Origin of the sequence: Massiliimalia timonensis (assembly GCF_900186585.1) — a bacterium.
Classification (GTDB): Bacteria; Bacillota; Clostridia; order Oscillospirales; family Ruminococcaceae; genus Massiliimalia; species Massiliimalia timonensis.
The window spans coordinates 1-25,097 of sequence record NZ_FYDD01000004.1; the positions used below are offsets into that span (position 1 = coordinate 1).

At 46.6% G+C, this 25,097-nt stretch carries 21 protein-coding genes and 1 tRNA gene; 10 read left to right on the forward strand and 12 right to left on the reverse strand.

What is annotated here, in order from left to right; all coding sequences use genetic code 11:
* Positions 1-313 precede the first annotated feature (313 nt).
* Positions 314-390, forward strand: a tRNA-Arg gene (locus tag CIB36_RS07815).
* A 335-nt stretch (positions 391-725) separates the two neighbouring features.
* On the opposite strand, the gene CIB36_RS07820 is transcribed toward CIB36_RS07815, so the two are convergent.
* Positions 726-2,864, reverse strand: coding sequence for a hypothetical protein (locus tag CIB36_RS07820; RefSeq protein WP_093989027.1), 2,139 nt, complete (start codon positions 2,862-2,864; stop codon positions 726-728).
* 72 nt (positions 2,865-2,936) lie between these two features.
* On the reverse strand, positions 2,937-3,122 hold the full coding sequence (locus CIB36_RS07825; RefSeq protein ID WP_093989028.1) for a hypothetical protein: 186 nt from the start codon (positions 3,120-3,122) through the stop codon (positions 2,937-2,939).
* Between the two features lie 924 nt (positions 3,123-4,046).
* On the opposite strand from CIB36_RS07825, the gene sleB reads away from it, so the two are divergent.
* Entirely contained in the window at positions 4,047-4,727 is a 681-nt protein-coding gene (gene sleB / locus CIB36_RS07835; protein WP_407657465.1) for a spore cortex-lytic enzyme, read from the forward strand.
* Between the two features lie 48 nt (positions 4,728-4,775).
* Here the strand turns inward: sleB and CIB36_RS07840 are convergent, their stop codons facing one another.
* Complete coding sequence (locus CIB36_RS07840; RefSeq protein ID WP_154825775.1) at positions 4,776-5,741, reverse strand: helix-turn-helix domain-containing protein; 966 nt, start codon at positions 5,739-5,741, stop codon at positions 4,776-4,778.
* A 281-nt stretch (positions 5,742-6,022) separates the two neighbouring features.
* Here CIB36_RS07840 and CIB36_RS07845 point away from each other — a divergent pair, with 281 nt between their 5' ends.
* Positions 6,023-7,261: a cation:proton antiporter gene (locus CIB36_RS07845; protein WP_093989031.1), complete on the forward strand. Its 1,239-nt coding sequence runs from the start codon at positions 6,023-6,025 to the stop codon at positions 7,259-7,261.
* Positions 7,262-7,330: 69 nt separating this feature from the next.
* On the opposite strand, the gene CIB36_RS07850 is transcribed toward CIB36_RS07845, so the two are convergent.
* The 5 genes from CIB36_RS07850 to ilvB all read right to left on the reverse strand — a co-directional run bounded on the left by CIB36_RS07850 (position 7,331) and on the right by ilvB (position 14,322).
* Complete coding sequence (locus tag CIB36_RS07850; RefSeq protein ID WP_093989032.1) at positions 7,331-8,815, reverse strand: DUF1846 domain-containing protein; 1,485 nt, start codon at positions 8,813-8,815, stop codon at positions 7,331-7,333.
* A gap of 112 nt (positions 8,816-8,927) precedes the next feature.
* Complete coding sequence (gene asnB, locus CIB36_RS07855; protein WP_093989033.1) at positions 8,928-10,766, reverse strand: asparagine synthase (glutamine-hydrolyzing); 1,839 nt, start codon at positions 10,764-10,766, stop codon at positions 8,928-8,930.
* A 348-nt stretch (positions 10,767-11,114) separates the two neighbouring features.
* A complete protein-coding gene (gene ilvC / locus CIB36_RS07860) occupies positions 11,115-12,182 on the reverse strand; it encodes a ketol-acid reductoisomerase (RefSeq protein ID WP_093989034.1) in 1,068 nt (355 codons plus the stop codon).
* Between the two features lie 22 nt (positions 12,183-12,204).
* Positions 12,205-12,693 carry an acetolactate synthase small subunit gene (gene ilvN, locus CIB36_RS07865; protein WP_093989035.1) on the reverse strand — a complete coding sequence of 163 codons (489 nt, stop codon included), beginning with the start codon at positions 12,691-12,693 and terminating at the stop codon, positions 12,205-12,207.
* Between the two features lie 12 nt (positions 12,694-12,705).
* Positions 12,706-14,322: a biosynthetic-type acetolactate synthase large subunit gene (ilvB, locus tag CIB36_RS07870; RefSeq protein ID WP_093989036.1), complete on the reverse strand. Its 1,617-nt coding sequence runs from the start codon at positions 14,320-14,322 to the stop codon at positions 12,706-12,708.
* A 283-nt stretch (positions 14,323-14,605) separates the two neighbouring features.
* On the opposite strand from ilvB, the gene CIB36_RS07875 reads away from it, so the two are divergent.
* From CIB36_RS07875 to CIB36_RS07885, 3 genes are all read left to right on the forward strand, one after another.
* Entirely contained in the window at positions 14,606-15,889 is a 1,284-nt protein-coding gene (locus CIB36_RS07875; RefSeq protein ID WP_093989037.1) for an ATP-binding protein, read from the forward strand.
* A gap of 10 nt (positions 15,890-15,899) precedes the next feature.
* Positions 15,900-16,367 (forward strand): ABC transporter substrate-binding protein, encoded by a 468-nt coding sequence (locus tag CIB36_RS07880; RefSeq protein ID WP_093989038.1) that lies wholly within the window; start codon positions 15,900-15,902, stop codon positions 16,365-16,367.
* A gap of 218 nt (positions 16,368-16,585) precedes the next feature.
* Positions 16,586-17,560, forward strand: a complete 975-nt coding sequence (locus tag CIB36_RS07885; RefSeq protein ID WP_093989039.1) for a sodium:calcium antiporter — start codon at positions 16,586-16,588, stop codon at positions 17,558-17,560.
* Here the strand turns inward: CIB36_RS07885 and CIB36_RS07890 are convergent, their stop codons facing one another.
* From CIB36_RS07890 to CIB36_RS07905, 4 genes are all read right to left on the reverse strand, one after another.
* Positions 17,561-18,022: a putative ABC transporter permease gene (locus tag CIB36_RS07890; RefSeq protein WP_093989040.1), complete on the reverse strand. Its 462-nt coding sequence runs from the start codon at positions 18,020-18,022 to the stop codon at positions 17,561-17,563. It lies immediately after the preceding gene.
* A 56-nt stretch (positions 18,023-18,078) separates the two neighbouring features.
* Positions 18,079-19,020 (reverse strand): AEC family transporter, encoded by a 942-nt coding sequence (locus CIB36_RS07895; RefSeq protein WP_093989041.1) that lies wholly within the window; start codon positions 19,018-19,020, stop codon positions 18,079-18,081.
* Between the two features lie 74 nt (positions 19,021-19,094).
* On the reverse strand, positions 19,095-20,594 hold the full coding sequence (locus CIB36_RS07900; protein ID WP_093989042.1) for a 4Fe-4S dicluster domain-containing protein: 1,500 nt from the start codon (positions 20,592-20,594) through the stop codon (positions 19,095-19,097).
* Between the two features lie 5 nt (positions 20,595-20,599).
* Positions 20,600-20,866, reverse strand: a complete 267-nt coding sequence (locus CIB36_RS07905) for an NAD(P)H-dependent oxidoreductase subunit E (RefSeq protein WP_158662630.1) — start codon at positions 20,864-20,866, stop codon at positions 20,600-20,602.
* 241 nt (positions 20,867-21,107) lie between these two features.
* Here CIB36_RS07905 and CIB36_RS07910 point away from each other — a divergent pair, with 241 nt between their 5' ends.
* From CIB36_RS07910 to CIB36_RS07925, 4 genes are all read left to right on the forward strand, one after another.
* On the forward strand, positions 21,108-21,356 hold the full coding sequence (locus tag CIB36_RS07910; protein WP_093989972.1) for a (2Fe-2S) ferredoxin domain-containing protein: 249 nt from the start codon (positions 21,108-21,110) through the stop codon (positions 21,354-21,356).
* A gap of 42 nt (positions 21,357-21,398) precedes the next feature.
* Positions 21,399-23,099, forward strand: a complete 1,701-nt coding sequence (locus CIB36_RS07915; RefSeq protein WP_093989044.1) for a [Fe-Fe] hydrogenase large subunit C-terminal domain-containing protein — start codon at positions 21,399-21,401, stop codon at positions 23,097-23,099.
* Positions 23,100-23,139: 40 nt separating this feature from the next.
* Entirely contained in the window at positions 23,140-24,309 is a 1,170-nt protein-coding gene (locus tag CIB36_RS07920; RefSeq protein WP_093989045.1) for a SpoIIE family protein phosphatase, read from the forward strand.
* Positions 24,310-24,374: 65 nt separating this feature from the next.
* Positions 24,375-24,971, forward strand: coding sequence for an HD domain-containing protein (locus tag CIB36_RS07925; RefSeq protein ID WP_093989046.1), 597 nt, complete (start codon positions 24,375-24,377; stop codon positions 24,969-24,971).
* The last annotated feature ends 126 nt before the right edge of the window (positions 24,972-25,097 follow it).

Sequence of the window (25,097 nt, forward strand, 5' to 3'; positions counted from 1 at the left end):
GTACTTGTCCGCTCCCTCTTTGTGGTGCCTTACTATCATATCACGTTCGCGTCCCTTTGTCAAGTGCTTTTTTTCGCCCCTTGTCTTTCGGTACTCCCCCGCTTCGACAGCTTTGTTATTTTAGCACTTCCTCCCCCTTTTCGTCAACCCCTTTCTTTCCTCTTCTACCTTTTGTTGATCTTTTTTCTCTCTCTTCTCCTTTTTTTATCTGTTTCTTACAATCATTCCCTCATTTTCTCCTCTCCTCTCTCTTCCCCCTTTACAAATTTTCAAAAATATTGTACAATCTATTTATTATCTTTATTCCCTCTACGTGCCCGTAGCTCAGCTGGATAGAGTGTCAGACTCCGACTCTGAAGGTCGTGCGTTCGAATCGCATCGGGCATACCAAAAAAGCTGCATTTTGAAAAATCAAAATGCAGCTTTTTCTTATATTTTCAAAGTGTACCCTATTTTAGACCCTCCCCGGCAGACCGCCGGGGAGGTCCTTCGTTTTCCCCGCTTACAGATCGTACCTTAGTATCTGTATTTTGCTGCGTAAAACCGTGCTTCTTTACACGGTTATCTGAACATAAATAACAATAAAAAATTCAATTTACTCAGATTGAGATAGTCCGTCGGTCTGTCAAGACCAACAGTTGATGTTGAAATCCTTCAAGTTTCTCTGTTTCTCATGTTAGACTATAAAAAAAGCGCCCTGCTTTGTTACAGAGCGCTTTTATACTTTATTTATTGTTGTATTTTTTCTTTCTGGAGCAAATAACAGTTCCAACAACACCGCCCATGCTAACGAGCAACATAACGGCCCACAGTGTCATATTGCTGCCATCTCCTGTTTGGGGGATTGTTGTTTCTGGTTTGCTATCCGTAGGGTCCTCCTCCGGTTGAGAAGGCTTCGACGGTATATATTCTGGGTCAAGCGCACCGCAAACAGTGCACTTACCATCTGCATAGGTATGGGCAAGTTTAGCAATCTTTAATTCATCTGCGGTTTTTTCCTCACCATCAATGAAGTCCTTACCACACACGCTACAATGTTGATGTGCTTTTATGCCTTCTGCCTCACAAGTGGCGTCCTGCACGGCAACAGCTTCTAGCTTGTGCGCCGCAGGGATGATCTGCACGTCTTTCTTTTCAGTACAGCCGGGGGTGGTGCAGTGGATCGACTTGCTCCCGTCTTCTGTACAGGTGGCTTCTTTATCGATCGTGTACTCAGTGTCCCACACATGCATGGTTGAGGTTTCGCCAGCTTCGACAGTATCGCCGTTGATCGTCATATCTTTTCCTGTGCCGTTGGTTATTTCTACCCCTTCGGGAATTGTAATAACTGCATCGTCCGCCGCTTTTGTGAATGTTATTTTGTCACCTGCTCCTAGTGCTTTAACGGCATTTTCCACAGCCATTTTTCCGATAACGACTCTTGTTTCATTACCGGAAGTTACAGTTGCCTGCATATCGCTGTTTACGATATTTTCTGCAATGTTGGAAGAAAAACTTCCGCCTGTTACTTCAACGACATTGCCTGCTTCAGCCCATTCTTCTTCAGTTTTGTTTGTATTGTTAAACGAATATGCCTTGACTGCTTCTACATCTGCTGCGGAATTGAAAACGCCGTTTTCTATCGTTACAGTTCCTAACCCTTTATATCCGTCACGGTTCACGATTGACACAGCCGCACCGTCTGCGATAGGGCCATCGCCGTCTGTTTTTTCCTGAGGCTGGCCTGTCGCCGTAATTGCGGTCTCGCCCGTTACTGTGAGACTTCCTGAGCAAACCTGCACACCCGTATATTTAGCGTTGATAACTGAATTGTCAACCGTTACCTCACCATCTGATGGGAAGTAAATACCATAACCATTCTCTACATTGAGTGTAGAATTTTTCAACGTTACTTTGTTTCCGGCTTCAGTACCGTTTGTAACGATACCATATTTATCAGCACCAGGTACTGTCAGTTCCACTTTTTCAAGCACAAGGGCTCTGTTATTCATATTGCCTGAATTTGGCGCACCAATTAAATGAGCGCCGTCTGCCGCCTCACTGGTGACAATCTTACCGTTTTTAATGGTAAACGTTACATTCGGATAGTTCACATCGATTGCCGTATCATCACCTGTATAAGTGTAGGTATGACCATCTAAATCGAGAACTGCATTTTCAGAACCGGAATAGATTTTTTCATTTCCCGTATAGTTGTTCAGCAGCGTTATAATACCATCCACTGAACTGCTAGCCGCGTTTGCATAACTTCCATAAATGTAGTTGTTACCGTCCGCTTCTTTTGCTGAAAATCCGCCGTTGGGTACTAATTTACGGGCGCTTTCCGTATCCAATAATTTAGCGCCGGTTCCCAGCTTGATCCCAAGTGGTTCAGCGTCTTCAGTTATATTCTTGAACGCAATATCTCCCTCTAATTTAATGATCTGATTATAACGGCTATCTCCGCTGGCAGTTGTAATCTGATAACCGCTGCTGGCTAAAACAGACTGCTTGCTTCCGCTGTTTTTAATCGTTACAGTATTATTGCGTGCTCCTCCGTATTTTTGATCTAACTTCAGCGCATAACTGTCAGTTTTATTGGAGGTAATGCTATATCCGTTTAAATCCACTGTAATATCGCGTTTGTCGATAGATATTCCCCAATTATACTCTGGTGTTGAAACATAGTCTTTTAAAAGCTTCAATGTATAGCCGTCTTGCATAGCATTGCGGGCATCCTGCACATTTGTATATTGAGTTGTTTCCCCTTCTGTTGTAATGACCTCGAACGCAGCATCATCCGCCGCAAAAACTGTCATCGGCATGAGCAGGAACATCATGCAGGCCGTCAGCAGGGTACTTAAAAATGTTCGCTTTGTCTTCATTGATTTTCCCTTCCTTGTTCAAATTTTATACAGATGTTCGCTTTGGTTCTCTGAGACGTAAAAAGGCACACTCTACCCGCTGTCAAACGGGCAGAGTACGCCTTTTGAAACATCTGAAAGTTTATAAAAAACCAATCGGCAAGAGAAATAGACAAAGTTAGGCCGCCGATAGCCGATAGCCGATAGCCGATAGCCGATAGCCGATAGCCGATAGCCGATAGCCGATAGCCGATAGCCGATTTTACGCTCTGCCATCATCTTTGTCAAGCCCCCTTTTGAAATATTTTAGCATGAAATCAACAAAATTTCAAGATGGCACTAACTATTCTACGATACTCCTTTTTAGCGAATATACCGCCTATATCCATCTCCTTCACATTTATAAAGACGGTGCATTCAGCAAAGCATCTTATATCCCCAAATTTAGTGTTTCCTCTATGATTATCGAATGAGTAGAGCCATACTGACGCACGGTATCGTGACTGAGACCTCTCAGAGCGAAAAAACAGTAGCCGCTATGTGATCGGGAGAACACCTTCCCATGTCCGGCGAAAAAGTAGAAAACTCCTGCACATTGGCACGTCTGGTTGAACCTGGGTTCTTGGATTCTAAAGTTTGGGAACCTTGAATTTTATCCGCTAAAATTAATTGTCTGTAAAATCCCACGCGAAGTCTTTGATGCCTGTAATCAGGAAAACGGGCAGGATATTGTCTTTAGGCTTTCCGCTAAAGTCACATTTACCGATGCGTATGAACGAATAACCTATTTTAAACGTACCAAGACCCTACAAACCCTAAAGACCATGCCGTTAATGATTTTTTTATCCGGGAAACTTAAATCAGAGAATGGCGCCAAGAACGTAATCCGCGCTATTGCTAAAGAAGCGTGATACGAAGAAAACCATGATATTTTTAAAAAGGAAATTGTCAAAAAATTGAATTCGGATATTTAAAGCTAAAAAGAGAGAACCGCGGTAAAATAGCAGTTCTCTCTTTTTAGTTCCCCACCTGTCGGTGTTATAGTATGTTTGCATAAATACTTCCCTATCACTGTAATTTCAATGTTTCTGAACTGTTTTTTCTTTTTGGGAAGAGTTTCACTTTTTGAGCACAGCATTCATGCATATTTTTCCTGATTTTTGAAACACTAGTCTTAAAATCCATCCAGAAAGGAAATTTGCTGTGATCAAAAAAATAAACGTTCTAAAAATTTTGATTCTACTTTTAACAGTTGTCCTATGCGTATCTTTTATTGTTTATATCAATGACGACATCTATCAGGTCGCCGCATTGTCCAGTATGGGATCACGAGGACCAGAAGTAAAGGCAATCCAGCAGGAGCTAAAGGATCGCGGACTCTATAAAGGATCCGTTGATGGAATCTACGGCCAGCAGACAAAAGATGCCGTGATCAAATTTCAGAAGCAGAAAGGTCTTTCTGCCGATGGAATCGCCGGCCCGCAAACCTTAAAAAAGCTTGGGATCTCTATCGGCACAGTGCCCAGTGCAAATGAAACGAATGTAAATTTACTTGCCCGTATCATTTCAGCAGAGGCCCGTGGAGAGCCCTATACAGGGCAGGTGGCAGTAGGGGCGGTGATTCTGAACCGGGTAGAGCATCCCTCTTTTCCAGACACCCTATCCGGGGTAATCTACCAGCCCGGAGCCTTTACTGCAATTACTGACGGCCAGTTTAACGAGCCAATTGCAGATTCCGCTTATTCTGCCGCACGCGATGCGTTAAATGGTTCAGACCCAAGCGGTGGGGCGATTTATTATTACAACCCCAAAAAGACCAACAACAAGTGGATCCGTTCCCGGCCGGTTATTAAAATGATCGGCAATCATCTGTTTTGTTCTTAAAAAGCTATGGGGGAGGGCGCAGAAGGTTCTGTGCCCTCCCCATATATATTACACCGTTTCCCAAAAAAATATTTTCACACAAAGGGCGCTTGCCGCCAAATATAAATTTTCTTCGTCCAAATGGCTTTTGAGCATCTGCTGTTCTGAAAATGTACCATCCATCTTTTTTAATGCCCGGAATATATCTTCCGTCTTTTCATCAAGATGATAAAGCAGTACCTTTTCCGGCCGGATAGCCCGGAATACGCAAAGAAAAGAGGCAGCGAATAAATCCACTGAAAGATGAGAGGCTCGGCACTGATCCGGCAGATAGACCAATTCTTCTCCTTTTTTTACAAAGCAAGGAAGCTCTAATTCTCTAAAAGTATCTCCCCGATCGGCAAAAAACCAATAAATCGGCCAGTTGTCCTCTGAAAAATCCAGCAAAAAATAATCTGTACTGGAAAAAGAAGAAAAGAAAAGCTGTTCCGCGGCCCCGATCCCCTCTGCTGTAGCACCCAAAAAAACCGGCTTATGAACAGCAGCCTCCAACTCCATTTGAAAGGAGCCAAGCTCTTCCTCTTTCCAATCGCTCTTTATTTTAGGGGAAATACATACTGCGACCCCTAACAGGCAATCCGGATCGATCCAATTCCTGCCGAGTATTTTTAAAACTTCCCGCTTTAGACGATCTGTGACTTGTTCACGCTTGATCCCCACAGTAGGGATGCTGATACGCTCTAGTGTCTGTCCCAGTAAATTGGTAAGCCCTAATAACAGTTGGCCTGGCATCCAAACGACACCCACCGCAAGACGAAAATTTTCATTAAAAGAAAGATAGATCTTTTTCCTGCCCCTTGCATTTTTAGGAGAACGCTTATGATCCTCCCCGATTTCCTGTAAAACGCCCATGTGAAGCATATCATTTACTAAAATCGTGACGGAAGCCCTGGTCAATGAAAGCAAGTCTGCCAAATCGATCCTTGATAATGGTCCATGTTGTATCAGCAGTCTCAAAACTTTTCCAAAATTCATGTTAGCCGGCCTCATCTTCGCTCCCCCTTTTTTATATTTTACCAAACAGATACTGCATCCTTATAGACAATTTATGAATTGATATTGAATATTTAACAATAATCTCTTTATACAGCTTTTACGTATAATTATGTATAAATAAACATGTTTATCTATATTTTTCTCGAAAATAATAGGATTTTTGGAAGATTTGCTCTTGCTTATTTTGTTGGGAAATAGTACTATTATAGGTGCGTAAATTGGACACAGTTTCGTAACAAAATTTGTAAGGAGAGAAAAAAATGTCTTATAATTTTTTGTTGGACCTCGCATTGATTCTTTTAAGCACTAAACTGCTTGGACTGTTGACCCGGAAGGTAAACATGCCGCAGGTAGTAGGGGCGCTTTTGGCAGGTCTGATTTTAGGGCCCGCATGCTTTGGAGTCTTACAGGAAACAGAATTCATCACCCAGCTCGCAGAGATCGGCGTTATCGTTTTGATGTTCACCGCAGGGCTGGAAACCAATATCAAGGAGCTGAAGAACTGTGGAGTTGCCTCCACAGTCGTTGCCGTCATTGGGGTAATCGTCCCATTGATCGGCGGGGCTCTATTAGGGCATTTCAGCAGTGTCGGCGGCGAAACATTGATGGAAAACATCTTCATCGGTGTCGTGCTTACCGCAACTTCAGTCAGCATCACGGTTGAAACGCTCAAAGAAATGGGGAAACTCAACACCAAAGTGGCAAATACTATTTTGGGCGCCGCCATTATCGACGACGTTTTGGGGATCGTTGTGTTGACGATCGTTTCCAGCTTGTCTGGAGAATCCTCCAACGTTGCCCTGATCCTGGCAAAAATCTTTCTGTTCTTTGTGTTTTCCGGTGTGGTCGGAATCATCTTTTTCAAACTGTTTTCCATGTGGTTCAGCAACAGCCAGAAAGACCTGCGCCGTTATGTAATCGTAGCGTTCGTATTCTGCCTGCTGTTATCTTTCCTTGCAGAAAAATGGTTCGGAGTTGCAGATATTACCGGCGCGTTCGTAGCAGGCTTGATCTTATCCGGCACCAAAAGAAGCCATTACATTACTGCCCGTTTTGAAACTGTGTCATATTTGTTTTTGTCCCCGATCTTCTTTGCCAGCGTCGGGATCGCCGCAAAACTTGACAGCATGAGCGTTGCACTGATCGTCTTTTCCATATTACTGGTAGTGATCGCGATCCTTTCCAAAATCGTGGGCTGTTTCTTAGGCGCCAGAATAACTGGGTTTAATAACAAAGAAAGCATCCAAATTGGTGCTGGAATGGTTTCACGTGGTGAGGTTGCACTGATCGTTGCCAATAAAGGAAAGGCATTAGGGCTTGTCAGCGATGTATTGTTTGGGCCGATCATTTTGATGGTCGTTGTTACCACCATAGTCGCCCCAATCCTCTTAAAGCTGGCGTTCCGTGATAAAAATCACCCTGCGCAAGAGCCTCCAAAAGAAGAGAACCCCTATGACGGAAAACTAGTAGACCCGTATGACGGTACTTTAATTGAATAACGAAAACAGGCTGGTTTCCCCCCAGCCTGTTTTTATAACAAGACCCCCGGATAATTTCCGGGGGTCTTGTTATTTATGATACATCTTTTTGCTTTCATATTTCGGTTCACAGGTCAGGTTCACGCCCAGCCTGCGGAAAATATTTTCATCTACCTGAGAAAGGATCACTGAGGAATGCGCTTCACAGCCGCTCAATTTAGATAACTGCTTTAAGGCGAGCTCTGCCGCGGGATTCGTCGCAGCATTGATGGACAGCGCGATCAGCACCTCATCCGTGTGCAGCCTTGGATTATGATTTCCAAGATGGGTCGTTTTCAAGCGCTGGATCGGCTCGATAATAATCGGGGGGAGCAGATGGATCTCATGGTTGATCCCTCCCAATACCTTCAAGGCATTCAACAGCACTGAAGCCGACGCACCCAGCAACGAGGTCGTCTTTCCAGTTACAACCGTTCCATCTGACAGTTCAATGGCCGCGGCCGGCTCTCCTGTCAGTTCTGCACGCTGGTTTGCCGCGCCTACGACCGCCCGGCTCTCTACCGATACGCCTGCTTTTTTCATTAAAAGCTCGATCTTATAGACCGCCGCTTTCTCCCCACGACCCTGCCGTTGGTCACACCTTGCGTTATAATAACGCCGAATGATCTCCTGTCTGGAAGCTTCGCAGCAAGCTTCGTCATCAATGATACAATTCCCTGCCATATTGACCCCCATATCCGTAGGTGAATGATAGGGACTTTTCCCGACAATTTTTTCAAACATCGCATTCAATACCGGGAAAATTTCCACATCGCGATTGTAGTTGACTGTCGTTTCTCCATAGGCTTCTAAATGGAACGGATCGATCATATTGACATCATTCAGATCCGCTGTTGCTGCTTCATATGCCAAATTGACCGGATGGTTCAACGGGAGATTCCAAACTGGGAAGGTTTCAAATTTCGCGTATCCCGCCTTTACGCCCCGTTTATACTCATGATACAGTTGTGAAAGGCAGGTAGCCATCTTTCCGCTCCCCGGCCCCGGCGCTGTGATCACTACCAGTGGGCGGGAAGTTTCAATATATTCATTTTTTCCATAACCATCATCGCTGACAATATATTGGATATTGCTGGGGTAGCCTTCGATCGGATAGTGCAGGTAAACTTTGGTCCCCAGTTTTTCCAAGCGGTTTTTAAAGGTATCTGCCGCCGGCTGCCCGGCATACTGCGCCAGCACGACGCTTCCAACATACAACCCTACATCATGGAACGCATCCATCAGCCGCAGTACATCCAAGTCATAGGTGATTCCCAAATCACCCCGCATCTTACTTTTTTCAATGTCGTTTGCATTGATCACAATCACAATTTCGGCTTCATCTTTTAGCTTTAGCAGCATTTTCAGTTTGCTGTCCGGCGCAAAACCCGGAAGCACACGGGAAGCATGAAAATCATCAAAAAGTTTTCCCCCAAATTCCAAATACAGCTTATTATCAAACTGGCTGATCCGGTTTTGGATTTGCTCCGACTGCATTTGCAGGTATTTCTCATTGTCAAATCCTAATTTTTTCATTCCTACCAACCTCTTCTTCCAAACATCTCTCAAAGAATATTATAAAGAATTTAGCCGGATTTTACAACCTTTTTATTACAGAAAAAAGGAGAGGTTTTTCCTCTCCTTTTCCTTACCGATTGATAAAATATTCCCGGTACCAAAGCAAAAAGCAATAAACAGACCAAATCTTTTTCATATTCCCGCGTTTTCCATCTTTATGGTCCTGTAATAGCTTCATAATATACGCCTGATCAAAAAACAGCTTTGCCTCTTCGCTCTGGAACGCTTCGGCCACCTGGCGGTAATATGGCTCCTGTTTCAGCCAGTCGTTCAACGGTACTGGGAATCCCAGCTTCTTCTTGTTCGCTGTTTTAGGCGGTAGCTGCCGGATCGCCGCCTTCCTTAGGGCGATCTTTGTCATTTCCCGGCTCACCCGGTATTTCGCCGGGATCTGCATCGCCACCTCCAGCATCTTTTTATCAAGGAACGGCACACGCAGCTCTAAAGAATTTGCCATGCTCATCTTATCAGCCTTTAATAAAATATCATACAGCATCCATGTATGGATGTCCACATACTGCATTTTGCTAACGTCGTCCAATTTGGCCGCTTGGTCAAAATAAGGCTTCGTAAACTGTGCCGGATCTGGTGCAGTTACCGGCTGTGCCAGCACCTTTTGCCGCTCTTTCTGGTCAAACACATAGTTGTTCCGAATAAAACGTGTTTCAATAGGCTGGCTCGCCCTAGTCAGAAAGCGCTTCCCGTGAAAACTTGGCAGTTTCCCGGCCACAGCAGCAGCAAAGCTTCTCAGCCATTGCGGCAATTTTTGGTATGATGCATAGTCCAATGGTTCCGTATAATAATTATATCCGCCGAATAATTCATCCGCCCCCTCACCGGACAGCACTACCTTCACCTGTTTGGCGGCTGTATTGGCAACAAAGTAAAGCGGCAGGGCAGAGGGGTTCGGCAGCGGCTCGTCCATATAATACTGGATCTTCGGCGCGATCTCAAAAAACTCGTCCGCAGACACTTTTTTGGTGTGAATATCTAAATCTATGCTTTGTGCAAATTCTTCCGCATAGGATAATTCGCTGTATTTTTCTTCCTTGTATCCCACTGAAAAAGCCTTTACATGATAGCTTTTATTGACCTCGTTCGCCACATAGCTGGAATCAATTCCACTCGATAGGAACGTACCTACCTCTACGTCGCTGACTCTATGCGCCAGCACAGAGTCCTCAAAGGTCTTTTCAATGGTGTCTACCCACTCTTCCAGTGATTTCGTTTCATCAATGCGATATTCAATCTGATGATATTTTTCAACGGTTAAACTGCCGTTTTCATAGGTAAAGCAATGTCCGCCCAGCAGCTTGAACACATGCTCGAACATCGTTTCCTCACATGGCAGGTATTCAAAAGAAAGGTATTCCGGTAATCTTTTTTGGTTTACTGCTTTTTCAAAATGCGGATGCGGCAAAAAGCCCTTGATCTCGGAGCCGAATAAAAAGACATCCCCCTTGTGGTAATAATAGAACGGCTTTATTCCAAAAATATCCCGTGCCCCAAATAGCTTCTGCGATGTTCTGTCCCAGATAACGAACGCATACATTCCCCGCAGTTTTTGTAAAAGCTCTTTTCCGTATTCTTCATAACCATGCAGCAGCACCTCAGAATCGGATTTTGTGGTGAACTGATGGCCTTTCTGGATGAGTTCTTCCCTTAACTGCTTATAATTGTAAATCTCCCCATTAAAAACCAGAACCTTGCTTTGGTCTTCGTTATAAATCGGCTGCCCGCCTTTTTCCAAATCTATAATGCTTAATCTACGAAATCCCAAGGCGGCAGTATCGTCCAAAAAATATCCCTCTTGGTCTGGGCCGCGGTGAACGATCTGGTCGGCCATGGCATGGATCACATTTGCTTTATCTTGTGTTCTTGCATCAACGAATCCTACAAATCCACACATGTTTTCTTCTTTCTCCTATTTCCTATTTTGCCTTCATCATAAATAATATGTTTCTCAACTATCTTTCTATACCATGAAAAATCATGAAAAAGTGTACCTTGCCATTCGGGGAAAAACAGCAGTCAAATGCTTGAAAAGCAGCCTCTTATTCGCTGTCTTACTTACGAATGACAAAGTACACTTTTTCGCTCATAAATTTTGTTTTGAAAGCGCCTGATTTTCAGGCGTTTTTTTCTTTTTTGAGCCTTATTTCCTATAGAACGGAAAATTGTACCTTATCCCAAAATGTCAAAAACCGGGAAAACAGAAAGAACTACTGTTTTCCCGGTTTTCCAATGCTAGAAGTAGTTATTCTTCATTCCAGGAATACATTTTCCTCAATTCCTTACCAACTTTTTCCAGTTCATGTTCAGCTTTCAGCCTTCTAGTCGCGTTGAAGTGGGCGCGGCCATTTTTGTTTTCAGCGATCCAGTTCGTTGCAAAGGTGCCGTCTTGGATCTCTGCCAAAACTTTTTTCATTTCTTTCTTTGTTTCATCTGTGATCATGCGTTTTCCAACTTCATAGTCGCCGTATTCCGCAGTGTCAGAGATGGAAGCTCTCATTTCAGAGAATCCGCCGTGATAAATCAAATCAACGATCAGCTTCATTTCGTGAATGCATTCAAAATAAGCGTTTCTTGGGTCGTAGCCAGCTTCTACTAAGGTTTCAAACCCAGCCTGCATCAAAGCGCAGACGCCGCCGCACAGAACAGCCTGTTCGCCAAAGAGGTCGGTTTCTGTTTCTACGCGGAAAGTGGTTTCCAAAACAGCCGCTCTTGCGCCGCCGATCCCAGCAGCATAAGCCAAAGCCATGTCAACAGCTCTGCCGGAAGCGTCCTGGTGAACCGCATACAGGCACGGAACGCCCTTGCCAGCCAGATATTCGGAACGAACGGTGTGGCCCGGACCTTTCGGTGCGATCATGATCACGTCAACATCAGCCGGCGGTACGATCTGCTGGAAGTGGATATTAAAGCCATGTGCAAACGCCAAAGTCTTCCCAGCGGTCAGGTTTGGTTTGATTTCATTTTTGTACAGGTCAGCCTGTCTTTCGTCCGGAACTAGGATCATGATGATGTCGGAAACCTTTGTTGCTTCTGCGGTGGTCATAACGGTCAGGCCGGCTTCTTCTGCTTTTTTCCAGGATTTAGAACCTTCATACAGGCCGACAACAACATCAACGCCGCTCTCTTTCAGGTTCAGTGCATGGGCATGCCCCTGGCTGCCGTAGCCGATGATCGCAACTTTTTTTCCGTCCAAAAGCCCTAAATTGCAATCGCTTTCATAAAAAATCTTCAAATCTGCCATTTCTTTTTCTCCTCCTAAAATTTTCCGGCGAGTCCTCGTCGGTCGTATGTATACATAATCCAGCTGCATAACACAGCTGAGGTTAGCCTGATCAGTTAATCACTTCACTGCCCTTCTGGATCGCAATGGTGCCGGTACGGATAACTTCCAAAATCCCGTAAGGCTTTAGTAATTCCTGAAGGATCTCCAGCCGCTCCGTGGTATCGGAGATCTCGATCGTGATGGTGCTGGGGGAAATATCGCAGATCTTCGACTGCATGACGCGCGCAATATCGATCACGTCGCCGCGGGTCTTGGCGTTGTACGCCACCTTGACCAGCATCAGCTCCCGGCTGATATTTTCCTCGGAACGGATCCGTTTTAGCTTAATTACGTCAACCAGCTTATTCAGTTGTTTTTCCACCTGCTCAACTGTGTAGTCGTCCCCCTCCACGATAATGGTGATACGGGAAATGGTGGGGTCGTCGGTGATTCCAACAGCAAGGCTTTCAATGTTGAATCCCCGCCGCGAAAACAGCCCCGAAATCCGGGAAAGAGTACCGGCGTGGTTTTCTACTAAAATAGAAATCGTGTGCAGCATATCTTTCCCTCCTTACAATGTGGATTCATCCGGAGATACCATACATTCCAGCAGGTACGGTCCGTCATGCTCCATCATTTCAGCAATCGCATTTTTGCATTCGGACATATCGGTCAGCCTCTTTGACGGAATCCCATAAGCCTGAGCCAATTTGCAGATGTTCAACACATCCCCTAAATGGACCGCGGTTTCATTGCCCGCATAATGTTTATCCTGCAATTCCTTTACCATGCCTAGGTAGTTGTTGTTCATCACGACCATTTTTACATTGATATGATAGTATGAGATCGTTCCCAATTCCATCATCTGCATTTGGAAAGAACCGTCTCCGCAAACCGACACGACCTGTCGTTTGGGGTCGGCCAGTTTTGCGCCTTCCGCCGCAGGGATCGAGTACCCCATGGTCCCCATCCCGCCGGAGGTCATGAACCGCCCGTTGTGGATCCCGCAGTGGTTGGCAGTCCAGATCTGGTTTTGCCCTACGTCTGCAACCACCAGCGCATTCGGGTCTGTTTCGGTGGAGAGCAGATTCATAAACAGCTTTGGATTAATGTATCCCTCCCGGACCGTACGGTCTGTCCTGGTCCTATTTTTGAATTCCCGCAGCTCTTCCTGCCACTCAGTGCATTCGTTGCGGGTAACCTTTTGGTTCAGTTCCTGCAAAATCGCTTTTATGTCCCCTACCAGAGGAATATCAACCGCAAGGTTTTTTCCGATCTCTGCCGGGTCGATATCGATATGTACCACTTTTTTATGTTTTTCTACAATTTTGGGCGCCATTACGGAACGGTCGCTTGCCCTAGCCCCAATCAGGATCAACAGATCTGCTTTCTGCACCGCATGGTTTGCGGCAGGGACCCCGTGCATCCCAAGCATCCCAAAGTTTAACGGGTTATCACAGTTAACCGCGCCGATCCCCATCATGGTGGTGACCAGCGGGATATTCGTTTTTTCAATCAATTCACTGAGTTCTGCCTGCGCTTTTGCGGTAAACACCCCGCCGCCCGCGCAGATCACCGGGCATTTTGCATTCCTCATGGCAATTGCCACGCGCTTAATCTGTCCCGGATGGCCTTTGATGGTCGGCTTGTATCCCCGGATATTCACCGTTTCCGGATAGGAAAACTGGATCTTCTGGGTCTGAATATCCATTGGCACATCGATCAGCACCGGACCCGGACGTCCGCTTGCCGCCAAGTAAAACGCCTCTTTAAAGATCCGGCCGATCGAATCCGGATCCTTTACAATATAACTGTATTTGATAAACGGCTCTACCGCGCCGGTAATATCTGCTTCCTGAAATCCATCGCTTCCCAAAATATCGCAGGATACCTGCCCTGTGATGACCACCATAGGGACCGAATCCATATATGCGGTAGCGATCCCTGTGATCAGGTTCAGAGCTCCCGGCCCCGAAGTGGCGATACAGACTGCCGGACGTTCGCTCATTCTGGCATACCCGCTGGCGGCATGGGCAGCCATCTGCTCATGCCGAACTAAAATATGTTGAATCTCACTGTGAGATAAGGCATCATAAAATGCACCGATCGCGGCGCCGGGATAACCAAACACGACAGACGTCTGTTCCTCTTCCAGACATTTTACCATTGCTTGCGCAACTGTGATCATACATGTTCCCTCCCGTTTTCTTTCTTCTTAATGATAGCGCCCTAAGTATTATTGGTTTTATTATAAGGGATTCCTTTATTTTTTTCAACTCTTTTATACTTTAATTTGTCATAGTGTTTAAAAAAGCAAAAAAGCGTCCTGCGATTTTTTACAGCTGTCTTTGTATCAAAAACAATCCCCCTCCTACTTTGTATAAATTTTCGTATCTGCAAAATTTCAGTTTACAAATCTGGTGGAGTCATTGTATAATGAAATCATATTGTTGTAAAGGGGTTTTATTCAGATGGACAAAGGGATCTATGTATTGGACATGCTCTCGGGCGTTTCTGTCTATCACCATCTCAGGGAGGATAAATTGGTCAAACGCTTTTGCAAGCTATTCCGGGCTTTGGAGCAGGACCCGGCTGACTTTGATAAAATCTCCAGACATTACAGCAAAATCTGCACGATATTGTATGAAAGCGAATTCAGCGGCAGCCTTCCGGATTATCTGTTTGACAAGATCCTGTGTGATGAGAACGTGTATTCCGTCATGTGCGCGCAGAATAAATATAACCGCCTTACCCGCGCTTTGAAAAAAGCGGCGGAATTTGATCTAAACGTCTTTTATCTGCTGTCTTTGATCACCAGCAAGGAGATCAAGCAGGCAATCACCGACCTGTTTCCAGAAAAAGCGGAGATGGTGAAGCTGTTTGCCGAATACAGCAATGAAAAGAAACGGTACCGTTCTCACGAAAAGAAATGGGGCGACGATCTTGCCCCGCTGGGCGATTACCACCGCCGAAACGGTACCTCGGTATTCACCAAATATTATGCCTTCTTCATGGACGATCACAAGGAAATCGTTCCGGTCAAGCATTTTGAGCCGTTCCGTCTGAACAGTCTGAAAAAATATGAACTCCAGAAACGGCAGGTCATTGAAAATACCCTCAGCTTCCTCAATGGAAAGCCGGCAAATAATGTCTTGCTATACGGGGACCGCGGCACCGGAAAATCCACCACTGTTAAGGCGGTTTTAAATGAATTTCATCAAAATGGCCTGCGGATGATCCAGGTTTCTAAAGAAGACATTATCTATCTGCATAAAGTATTAAAATTCATTGAAAATAACCCGTTGAAATTTATCATCTTTATTGATGACCTGACCTTCCAGGAAAACGACGAGTGCTTCAATACCCTGAAAGCCGTACTGGAAGGCTCGCTGAACGAGCTGCCGAAAAACGTTTTGATCTACGCCACTACCAACCGGCGGCACCTGATCAAGGAAACCTTTTCTTCCCGGGAGGGGAACGAGCTTCACGCCAGCGATACCCGCGATGAAAGTGCTTCTTTGGCAGACCGTTTCGGGCTGGTGGTCACCTTTACCAAGCCAAACCTCAACGAATTCATGGACATCGTCTGCGAGATCGCAAAAGAACGCGGGCTCGAAGTGGACGAAGAAAGTCTGAAAAAAGGCGCGAATATCTTTGCAATGAAAAAAGCAAGCCGCTCCGGGCGGGTCGCACGCCAGTATATCGACTATGTAGAGGGGCGTTTAAGCTTAGGGCTTCCTCCAGTCAAACAATGAGGTTTGCGTTATGTATAAAAGTAATATAAAACAACTATCTGTATTTTTTATTCTTTTCTCCCTCTGCTTTCTGACAGCCTGCGAGTCCTATCCCGCGGAGGACACCTCTTCCAAAGCAGACTTTCCGGTGGTGATCGAAAATATCACCTTATATGGGGAACCGGAACGGATCGTTTCCCTTTCAGATGAGATCACCTCCGCGCTGGCCGCCTTAGGGCTTACTGATCGTATTGCCGGGGTCAACACAGATTCCGCGCTGGAGGATTATGCTGAAACTCTTGTTGCAGGGACAGCGGAACAGCCTGATATTCAGGCGATCCTCGAACTGGAACCGGATCTGGTTATCACAGATACCGCCCTCTCCACCAAAAATATACAGGCTCTTTCCTCTCAAAGGATCAAAGTCCTGGTGCTCTCTGGAGAAGCGGAACAGTACCCGGCTGTTTTGGAAAAGCTAAAAGCATCAGACTCTGAATGAGCCGATAAACAAGTTGACAAATGTCGAAAATATGCTATAATAAAAGACAATAAAATGACAGGATCATAGGGGAGTAGTTTGCTCATTCTTTTGAGTAGCTTATACCAACAGTCCCGGGCTTTTGCTCTGGTATAACCTTGAAAAAACAAGACCTATGTGCAGGAAGCACTGCACATAGGTCTCTTTTTGTGCCTATGATCCAGCTTGGAGGAGCAGCCATGATCTTTATCATCTATTTCGTTTTAGCGGTACTTGTTGTTCTCTGCTCGGTCAAATGTGCAGATTACGTTGACCTGCTGGACAAAAAGACTAACATCTCCGGAGCGTTTATCGGCGGGATCATCCTTGCCGCGGTCACTTCCCTGCCGGAATTGTTCACCAGTATCTCTTCCCTTTATGTTGTGGATAACCCGGAACTGATTATAGGGAATGTCTTAGGCAGCAATGTATTTAATCTAGCCGTGCTGGGCGCCTTGGTGGCCTTTACTGCCCGGAACTTTATCAAAAGCAAGGTGGCGCCTTCCCATATGGCCACGCTGGTCTGTTCTCTTATTGCCTATCTGGGCTGCGCGTTTGCAACCCTGACCGGCTGGGGAACGATCCCGGTGATCAATATCAACATTGTTTCTTTGCTGATCATCGTAGTTTACGTGATCTCATTCCGTTTCCTTTCTTCAGACGACACCGCCAACGATGAGGAGGCGGATTCTCCGCTGACAGTCCGGCAGATCGTGGTTCGTTTTATCCTGATGGCCTTAGGACTGGTGGCCGCTAGCATCTGCATTACCTGGGCGACCGACCAGATCGCCAGCAAACTGAACCTGAATGCTTCATTGGCAGGCGCGTTGTTCTTAGGCGTCGCCACCTCTTTGCCGGAGCTGACCTCCAGCGTCGCACTGGTGCGCAAGCGCAACTACAACGCCATGTTCGGAAATATTATCGGAAGCAACATGTTTAACTTCACGATCCTTTCCATCGCCGACATCTTATGCTGGAAGCAGTCGATCTATATCCCGTCTTATCAGACCACCTTAATGCTCATCTTTGGCGTGCTGTCGTCGGTAATCGCAGGGGCGATCCTGCTGAAGCGGCGGGCTAAAAAGGAAGAGGGCAATGCGGCAAAAATCTTTCATATCATCTGCTCTTTAGGGATCGTTCTTTCCTATTTGCTGTTCTTGGTACTCTCCGCGTAGCTATAATACCCGCTGTAAACGGATTTTTAATTTTTTACTGATATATACGATTGGTATAGACAAGAAAAACCACAACGAAGAGTATAATAAACAGATCTGTCCTAACAAATTAAACTGCATCCCGGAATAGTCCCAGACATTCCATTTCTGCCAAATATTCACCACAACTCCAACCACAAACTCAACGGCTGTGATCACACCGCTGCCGATCAGGCATTTTTTCGTCAGCGGCATAGCTTTCCAACGGTTATAGATCTGGTACAGGATCGTAAAACAGGTCCCGCCAGTCAAGGTCATCGACCAGTGGGTATGCTGCCGCCAAAGCAATTCGATCAATGTATAGGCCGCTGCCCCCACAGAAAATACAACCATTTTTTCCTTGGTATTCCTGCTCATAAAAAGCTCTTCCTTTCTTTCGCGTTCATTCGCAATTTCTAGTATTTGCTTTGAAAAGGAAGATATGAAAACAAAAAAATGGAAGCTAAATTTTAGCTTCCATTTTTTTCATCACATGATCTTTATACAAGACCCATACTGCGCAGCAGATATACCCAGCCAAACATCGTAAATAAACAGAGGAACGAACTGATCATAACGATCTGTCCTGCCAGTTCATGGTCGGCGCCGGCCTGCTGGGACATGATATAACTGGATACTGCCACCGGACTGGCCCCCGCCAGCACCACGCTCATCAGTACTTCATTTCTGAATCCCATTGCCACCGCGATCGGCACCATTACTGCCGGCACGGCGATCAGCTTGATCAGCGATACTGTGAGCGCCGTTGCAAACCGCCCTTTCAAGGCAGAAATCTGAAAATCACCGCCAAGCACGATCAAAGCGAGCGGGGTGGCGATCCCGCCAAGCTGCTTAAAGCTGTTGTCTAAAAACTCCGGAAAATCGATCCCTAAAGCAGCCACGATCACCCCAAGTACACTGGCAAGGATCAGTGGGTTTTTTAAGATGGACAGCACTGTTTCCTTTTTGCTGACCTGTCCTTTATTGGTAAAGACCGCCAGCACCACCACCGCCATAAAGTTATAGGCCGGGACCAAAACCGCGCTGAGCATTGCGGCAAGCGCAGCCTTTTCAGAGCCAAACATATTGGTGACGATGCTGACGCCAAAAATCAGGTAATTGCTTCGGAAGATTCCCTGCATCACAACGCCCTGCCGTTTCGGGTCGTGTACAACATGGGGAACTGTAAACCACAGAATAAAAAACAGGATGACAAGGCAGCCAAGAGCCATGAACACAACAGCCACATCAAAGGTTTCGCTTAAATCCGTCGGGTAGATATTTCGGAACAGCATCACCGGCAGGAAGACTGAAAAGGTCACCTTGTTGGCCTGCTTTAAAAACTCTGCGCTGACAATGCCAAGATGTCTGAGTAAAAAGCCGGCTGCCATCAGCAAAAAGGTCGGCATCACGGCATTCAGCGACACAATAAAATGATCCATAAAACTCCTCAAGCCCTTTTCGGGCGGCTTTCTATTTCCCCAATAAAAAGAAAGAGAGAGGCAAGCCCCCTCTCCTAATCTTCGTCCGGAACACGCGGGTTTTCTACCGCCTGATGCATTTGGGACTTATCTTTAAACTGCTTGACAGAGGTCTGTGCTTTTTTGATCGGCAGGATCGTTCCAGCCCCTGCGATACAGCCTCCCGGGCAGGCCATGCCTTCCAGCAGGTAGCCGTCGCGCTTGCCTGCATTGGCCAAGGTCATCATCTTGCGGCATTCCCGCAGACCTTCTGCACGGTCTACTTTAAAGTCCAGGTCAGGGTACAGGTCATGCACCGCTTCAGAGATAGCATCCGCTACCCCGCCGGCACAGGCGTATCCGCGCCCCGCTCCTGTGGCCTGATTGACAGGTTCTGCCTGTTCCATATCGCCAAATTCAATGTCTTTAGCTACAAACATCCCCATCAGCTCTTCAAAGGTAATGACAAAGTCCACATCGCTCTTTACCGTACGCCGCTGTGCCTCCAGCTTCTTCGCGGCACACGGCCCAATAAACACGATCTTTGCATTGGGGTGTTCTTTTTTGATGATCCGCGCAGTCGCCACCATTGGGGTCAACGCATCAGACACACAGTCCGCCACTTTCGGGAACAGCGTTTTCGCCATTACCGACCACGAAGGACAACAAGAAGTAGCTAGGAATTTCTGCTCCCCAGTTGCCACCTTGTGGGCAAAATGATGCGCTTCCTCCACCGCGCCAAGGTCGGCGCCGATCGCCACTTCATAAACATCAGAAAATCCAAGCTGCTTTAACCCCTCAAATACCTTTTCCGGGGTTGCCAGTGGTCCAAACTGCCCCACAAAAGCAGGCGCAATTTCCGCGATCACTTCATTTCCCTCGTTAATTGCCGTAATCAGCTGGAAAATTTCGGACTTGTCCGCGATCGCCGCAAACGGACAGCTTGCAAGGCACTGCCCGCACGATACACACTTATCATAGTCAATTTTAGCGCGTCCCAGCTCGTCGCTGCCGATTGCGTCAACACCACAGGCAGCAGCGCAGGGACGGTCGTATTTTAAAATAGCATTGTATGGGCAAATTTCAATACATCTGCCACATTTGACGCATTTTTCCTGATCAATCACGCTTCTTCCATCCACAATGGAAATCGCTTTCATCGGGCAGACGCTTTCGCACGGATGCGCCAAACAGCCCCGGCAGTTATTGCTGACTTCTACCGTTGCGGTGGGACATGCGTTGCAGGCAAATGGGATCACGTTGATCAAAGGCGGCTGGTAAAAAATTTCCGGCTTTGCACAGTCCTCAACGCCGTTTGCCAGCGGCTGGTGTTCTCCAACCGGTCTTAACGGCAGCCCCATTGCTAAGCGGAGACGTTCACCAACGATCGCTCTTTCTTTAAATATATTATCACGGTATTTTGCTACCTCACCCGGAATGATTTTATATGGAAGCTGTTCAATATAGGATAATTCTTTCTTCTCATAAGCCATTTTGGCAATTTCCGTAAAAACTTGTCTTCTTAATTTCGTAACAGGGGTATAAACGCCTCTCACTCATATCACTTCCTTTGCGTTAATTTCACGATTTTCTCCATGACGATCTCCGGCGTTGCCTGTTCTATCACCTCATCATTGATGATAACAACCGGCGCCGCGTCATCGGATAAATCACCGCAGATCTTTTTATCCATAATCAAGTCGATCTGTGTCTGCAACCGAAGCTGAACCTTGAGCTTTTTCAGGCTCTCAATGTTTTCCATGATCTCCATTGCACCCATCATAATGCATTTATTACATGCACATACCTGTACCTGCAACCGTTTCATCTTTCCGCCCCCTTTACATTTTACTAGTAAGTTCCATGTAACTATCATTATATCTTATCCGCCGAAAGATAGTCAAGGCAAACCGGCAGATGTTTGATAAAAATTTCACTAAAAATCTTGTGGAATTTACAGCTTGATATTCCCCTGTTTTCCATGTATGATAATATTGTGTATTTTAGCATAGAAATCCCACTTCTTAACAGGAACTTTATCAATAAATTTACCAAAGGAGATTATGGATATGGTCGAAGTCAAAGTTTGTGTAGGAAGCTCCTGCCATTTAAAAGGCTCTTACCAGGTCATCACCACCTTCAAAGAGCTGATCAAAAAACAAAATCTGGAAGATAAGGTGGCGCTGAAAGCCGCTTTCTGTATGGGGCGCTGTGCCAGCGGGATTGCTGTTACCGTCAATGACGAGCCGATTGAAAATGTCGGCTTTAGCAATGCGACAGAGATCTTTAACCAATATGTGCTTCCGCTGACAAAATAATAAAGCCCGCTTTTACGGCAAAAGAAGAAAGGAAGACCTGCAATGAGCATCATTGAACTAAATACCGGCAACTGCCAAAACTGCTATAAATGCATCCGCAACTGTCCCTTAAAAGCGATCCGCTTTAAAGAGGGCCGCGCCACCGTTATCGACGATGAATGTATTCTCTGCGGGACCTGTGTAGATGTATGTCCGCAGAACGCCAAATTTGTAAAAAGTCAGCGACAGCAGGTCAAAGATCTGCTGACCCAGGGGGAACGCGTCTATGTTTCTGTCGCACCAAGCTATACTGCATATTATAATATTGATTTTCCAACGTTAAGCGCCACTTTAAAAAAGATGGGCTTTGCCGGAGTGGAAGAAACTGCGATCGGCGCTAACGAGGTTTCCCGCGAATACAGCCATCTTTTGATCGACGGACAGATGGGAAACATCATCGTCACTGCCTGCTCCTCGGTAGTGATGCTGGTGGAACGGCATTATCCAGAGCTGATCAAACATCTGGCCCCGGTCGCTTCCCCGATGATGGCCCATGCAAAGCTGATGCGGGAAACCTATGGCAACGACATTAAGGTCGTCTTTTTAGGGCCGTGCATCGCAAAAAAGGAAGAGGCTGCGGACCGTTTGGCCGGCGGATATGTGGATTATGCCATCACCTTTTCAGGACTGGAGGAATGGATGCAAAAGGACGGTATCCAGTTCAGTGAAACGCCGGACCCGGAGGCTGTAGGGGTATTAAATCCGGTTTCCCGTCTCTATCCAAAGCCGTTTGGAATCATTCAGACCATCAGCGAGCGGCTGTTTAAACAAAAATACCGTAAAGTGAGCGTAGACGGAATCAGCGACTGTATCGAACTGTTCGACACCTTAAAAAACGATGATTCCATCCAAGGGCTGTTCATTGAGGCAAATGTCTGTAAGGGAGGCTGTTTGGGCGGCCCTGTTCTGCGCAGCAAGCATAAAAACCCGCACCTGTCCCAATTCAACCTAGATGATGACCCCATGGAATACGATGACACCCCCGCGGCTACAACGCGCAATGCGTTTTCTCATCCGCGTGTGTTTGCCAACCGCAGCGCACAGCGCCCACAGCCCACGGAAGAGGACATCCGCCGCATTCTGGCTACCATTGGGAAGCATTCGCCGGAGGATGAACTCAACTGCGGAAGCTGCGGATACCCCTCTTGCCGAGCCAAAGCTGTGGCTGTTTTCCAAGGAAAGGCCGACATTCACATGTGTCTTCCATATTTCCGCCAGCAAGCTGAAAATATGTCCAATACTGTGCTGGAGTTCTCGCCCAATGGGATCCTTGTCTTTGACAGCGAACAACGCCTGTTAGATATGAACCCCACCGCGGAGATAATGCTGGGACTGGAGAAAAAGGACTGGCTGGGCGAACTGCCGCCAGTGTTCTACGGGGAAACCGATTTTGAAGATGCCCGCGCAGAAGAGAAAGTTAAAGTCAAGAAGATCACGATCGACGATAAATTCTGTGAACAGACCATCCTCTTTGTCAAACAACACGGAATGTATCTGGTCTTCATCAAGGACATCAGCGAGGAGGAAAGCCGCAAGCAGGAGCTTGCCGGCCTACGGGAGCACACTGTATCCATAGCACAGAAGGTCATTGAAAAACAGATGACCGTGGCCCAAGAGATCGCAAGCCTGCTGGGTGAAACGACGGCCGAAACCAAGGTCGCCCTTACAAAGCTGAAAAAATCAATGGAAGAACAGAATAAATAGTATTTCCCCAAAACAAACAAAGAAAGGCAGGTGTTCTTTTTTGGAATATTTTATTGACGTTGCATATGACAGCCTGTTTCACTTTGGCGAAGAGCTGTGTGGGGATAATGTTGAGTTTATCCGGGAGGATGACTATTGTATTCTGGTACTGGCTGACGGACTGGGCAGCGGGGTAAAGGCAAATATCCTTTCCACCCTGACCAGCAAGATCATCAGCACGATGCTCAAAGAAGGCGCAACGCTGGATGAAGCCATTGAAACGATCGCAAAAACGCTTCCAGTCTGTCATGACAGAGGAATCGCATATTCTACTTTTACCATTGTCCGGGTGGACAAGAACGGGCATACATACATGGCGGAATTTGACAATCCCAACGCCCTTCATTACCGCGACGGAAAGCTGATGGAGATTAAACGCGAAACCCGTGTCATTGACGGAAAACAAGTGCTGATCAGCAATTTTGAAGCGCAGGTCGGCGATCTTATCATCGCCTTTTCGGATGGAGTGGTCCATGCCGGCGTGGGGAGGCTGCTTGATTTGGGATGGCAGTATGACAACGCGGTCAGCTTTATTACAGACAGCGTTGCCAAGGACACTTCCCCGATTGCACTGACTAAAAATATTTTAGGGGCAGTCAATACCCTTTATATGCAGGAGCCCGGCGATGACAGTACAGTCTGTACCATGCTTGTCAAGGAAAGCCGTCCGGCAACGATCATGGTGGGGCCTCCTGTGGACAAGGAAAAGGACCGCGAGGTGGTAGACCGGTTGATGAGCTGCAAGGGGTTAAAGGTCGTCTGTGGCGGCACTACCAGCCAAATCGTCAGTAAGGTCACCGGGAAAGAGGTTTCTGTTTCTATTGACTACGAAAATCCAGCAGTGCCGCCGATCGCTCACATACAAGGCATCGACCTGGTGACAGAAGGGGTCCTTACCCTTGGAAAAGCGCTGGAGATCCTGCGCAAAGCCACGGCAAACGACGGTTCCTTTGAACCATTCAACCTAAAGAAAACCGACGGTGCCACCCGTCTTGCTAAGCTGTTTCTGGAAGATTCCACACAGGTGGATTTTCTGGTGGGACGTGCCCTGAACCCGGCTCACCAAAACCCGGGGATGCCGATCTCGCTGGGGTTGAAGCTCAACCTGATCAAGGAGCTTGCGGCAGAGATAGAAAAAACCGGAAAGCGGGTCACGCTTTCTTATTATTGACGGAACTGCGGCGGTGGAGGACATCGTCGCTTTCTATTGCACTAAAATAACAGGAGGGACCCAGAATGAGGGACGACCGGCTGGAAAAACAGCTTGCCTTTTGCAAAGAGATCGACAAGGAAAAAATGATCGGGCGGCAGACCTACCTTTCTGACGGAAAACGCAAGGAAAACGACGCGGAACACGCCTGGCATATGGCGGTGATGGCGATCCTGCTCAGCGAATATTCCAATGAACCCATTGACGTGCTGAAGACGGTTTCCATGCTGCTGATCCATGATCTGGTAGAAATCGACGCGGGCGATACCTACGCCTATGATGAAGAGGCAAAAAAGACACAGGCAAGCCGGGAGTTAGCCGGCGCGGACCGCATCTTTGGACTTTTGCCGGACGATCAGCAAAAGAAACTGCGCGCCCTGTGGGAAGAGTTTGAGACGGGTGCCAGCCCGGAAGCGCGGTTCGCGCATACAATGGATAACATTCAGCCCATGATGCTCAATGCCGCTACTGACGGAAAGGCTTGGGAGGAACGGGGCGTTTATCTGGAACAAATTTTAAATCGAAACCAGCATACTGCCGCCGGTTCTGAAAAACTATGGCAGTATGCCCTGGAACATTTTATTGCCCCAAGCCTTGAAAAGGGACGTATTTTACAAAAATAGTGTTCCTGTTTCAGAATTATTTTAGGAGCAGCGCAGCATACTAACCCTGTGTATTGCGGTTGTCATAAAAAGGCATTCCAAAATTGGAGTGCCTTTTTATTTGTAAAGCAATAACATCTGGTATTG

Bases quoted from the DNA above. Each gene is read 5' to 3' on its own strand.
- CIB36_RS07820 (WP_093989027.1), bottom strand. From the start codon at position 2,864: ATGAAGACAAAGCGAACATTTTTAAGTACCCTGCTGACGGCCTGCATG.
- CIB36_RS07825 (WP_093989028.1), bottom strand. From the start codon at position 3,122: ATGATGGCAGAGCGTAAAATCGGCTATCGGCTATCGGCTATCGGCTAT.
- CIB36_RS07840 (WP_154825775.1), bottom strand. From the start codon at position 5,741: ATGAATTTTGGAAAAGTTTTGAGACTGCTGATACAACATGGACCATTA.
- CIB36_RS07845 (WP_093989031.1), top strand. From the start codon at position 6,023: ATGTCTTATAATTTTTTGTTGGACCTCGCATTGATTCTTTTAAGCACT.
- CIB36_RS07850 (WP_093989032.1), bottom strand. From the start codon at position 8,815: ATGAAAAAATTAGGATTTGACAATGAGAAATACCTGCAAATGCAGTCG.
- asnB (WP_093989033.1), bottom strand. From the start codon at position 10,766: ATGTGTGGATTTGTAGGATTCGTTGATGCAAGAACACAAGATAAAGCA.
- ilvC (WP_093989034.1), bottom strand. From the start codon at position 12,182: ATGCAGCTGGATTATGTATACATACGACCGACGAGGACTCGCCGGAAA.
- ilvN (WP_093989035.1), bottom strand. From the start codon at position 12,693: ATGCTGCACACGATTTCTATTTTAGTAGAAAACCACGCCGGTACTCTT.
- ilvB (WP_093989036.1), bottom strand. From the start codon at position 14,322: ATGATCACAGTTGCGCAAGCAATGGTAAAATGTCTGGAAGAGGAACAG.
- CIB36_RS07875 (WP_093989037.1), top strand. From the start codon at position 14,606: ATGGACAAAGGGATCTATGTATTGGACATGCTCTCGGGCGTTTCTGTC.
- CIB36_RS07880 (WP_093989038.1), top strand. From the start codon at position 15,900: ATGTATAAAAGTAATATAAAACAACTATCTGTATTTTTTATTCTTTTC.
- CIB36_RS07885 (WP_093989039.1), top strand. From the start codon at position 16,586: ATGATCTTTATCATCTATTTCGTTTTAGCGGTACTTGTTGTTCTCTGC.
- CIB36_RS07895 (WP_093989041.1), bottom strand. From the start codon at position 19,020: ATGGATCATTTTATTGTGTCGCTGAATGCCGTGATGCCGACCTTTTTG.
- CIB36_RS07905 (WP_158662630.1), bottom strand. From the start codon at position 20,866: ATGAAACGGTTGCAGGTACAGGTATGTGCATGTAATAAATGCATTATG.
- CIB36_RS07910 (WP_093989972.1), top strand. From the start codon at position 21,108: ATGGTCGAAGTCAAAGTTTGTGTAGGAAGCTCCTGCCATTTAAAAGGC.
- CIB36_RS07915 (WP_093989044.1), top strand. From the start codon at position 21,399: ATGAGCATCATTGAACTAAATACCGGCAACTGCCAAAACTGCTATAAA.
- CIB36_RS07925 (WP_093989046.1), top strand. From the start codon at position 24,375: ATGAGGGACGACCGGCTGGAAAAACAGCTTGCCTTTTGCAAAGAGATC.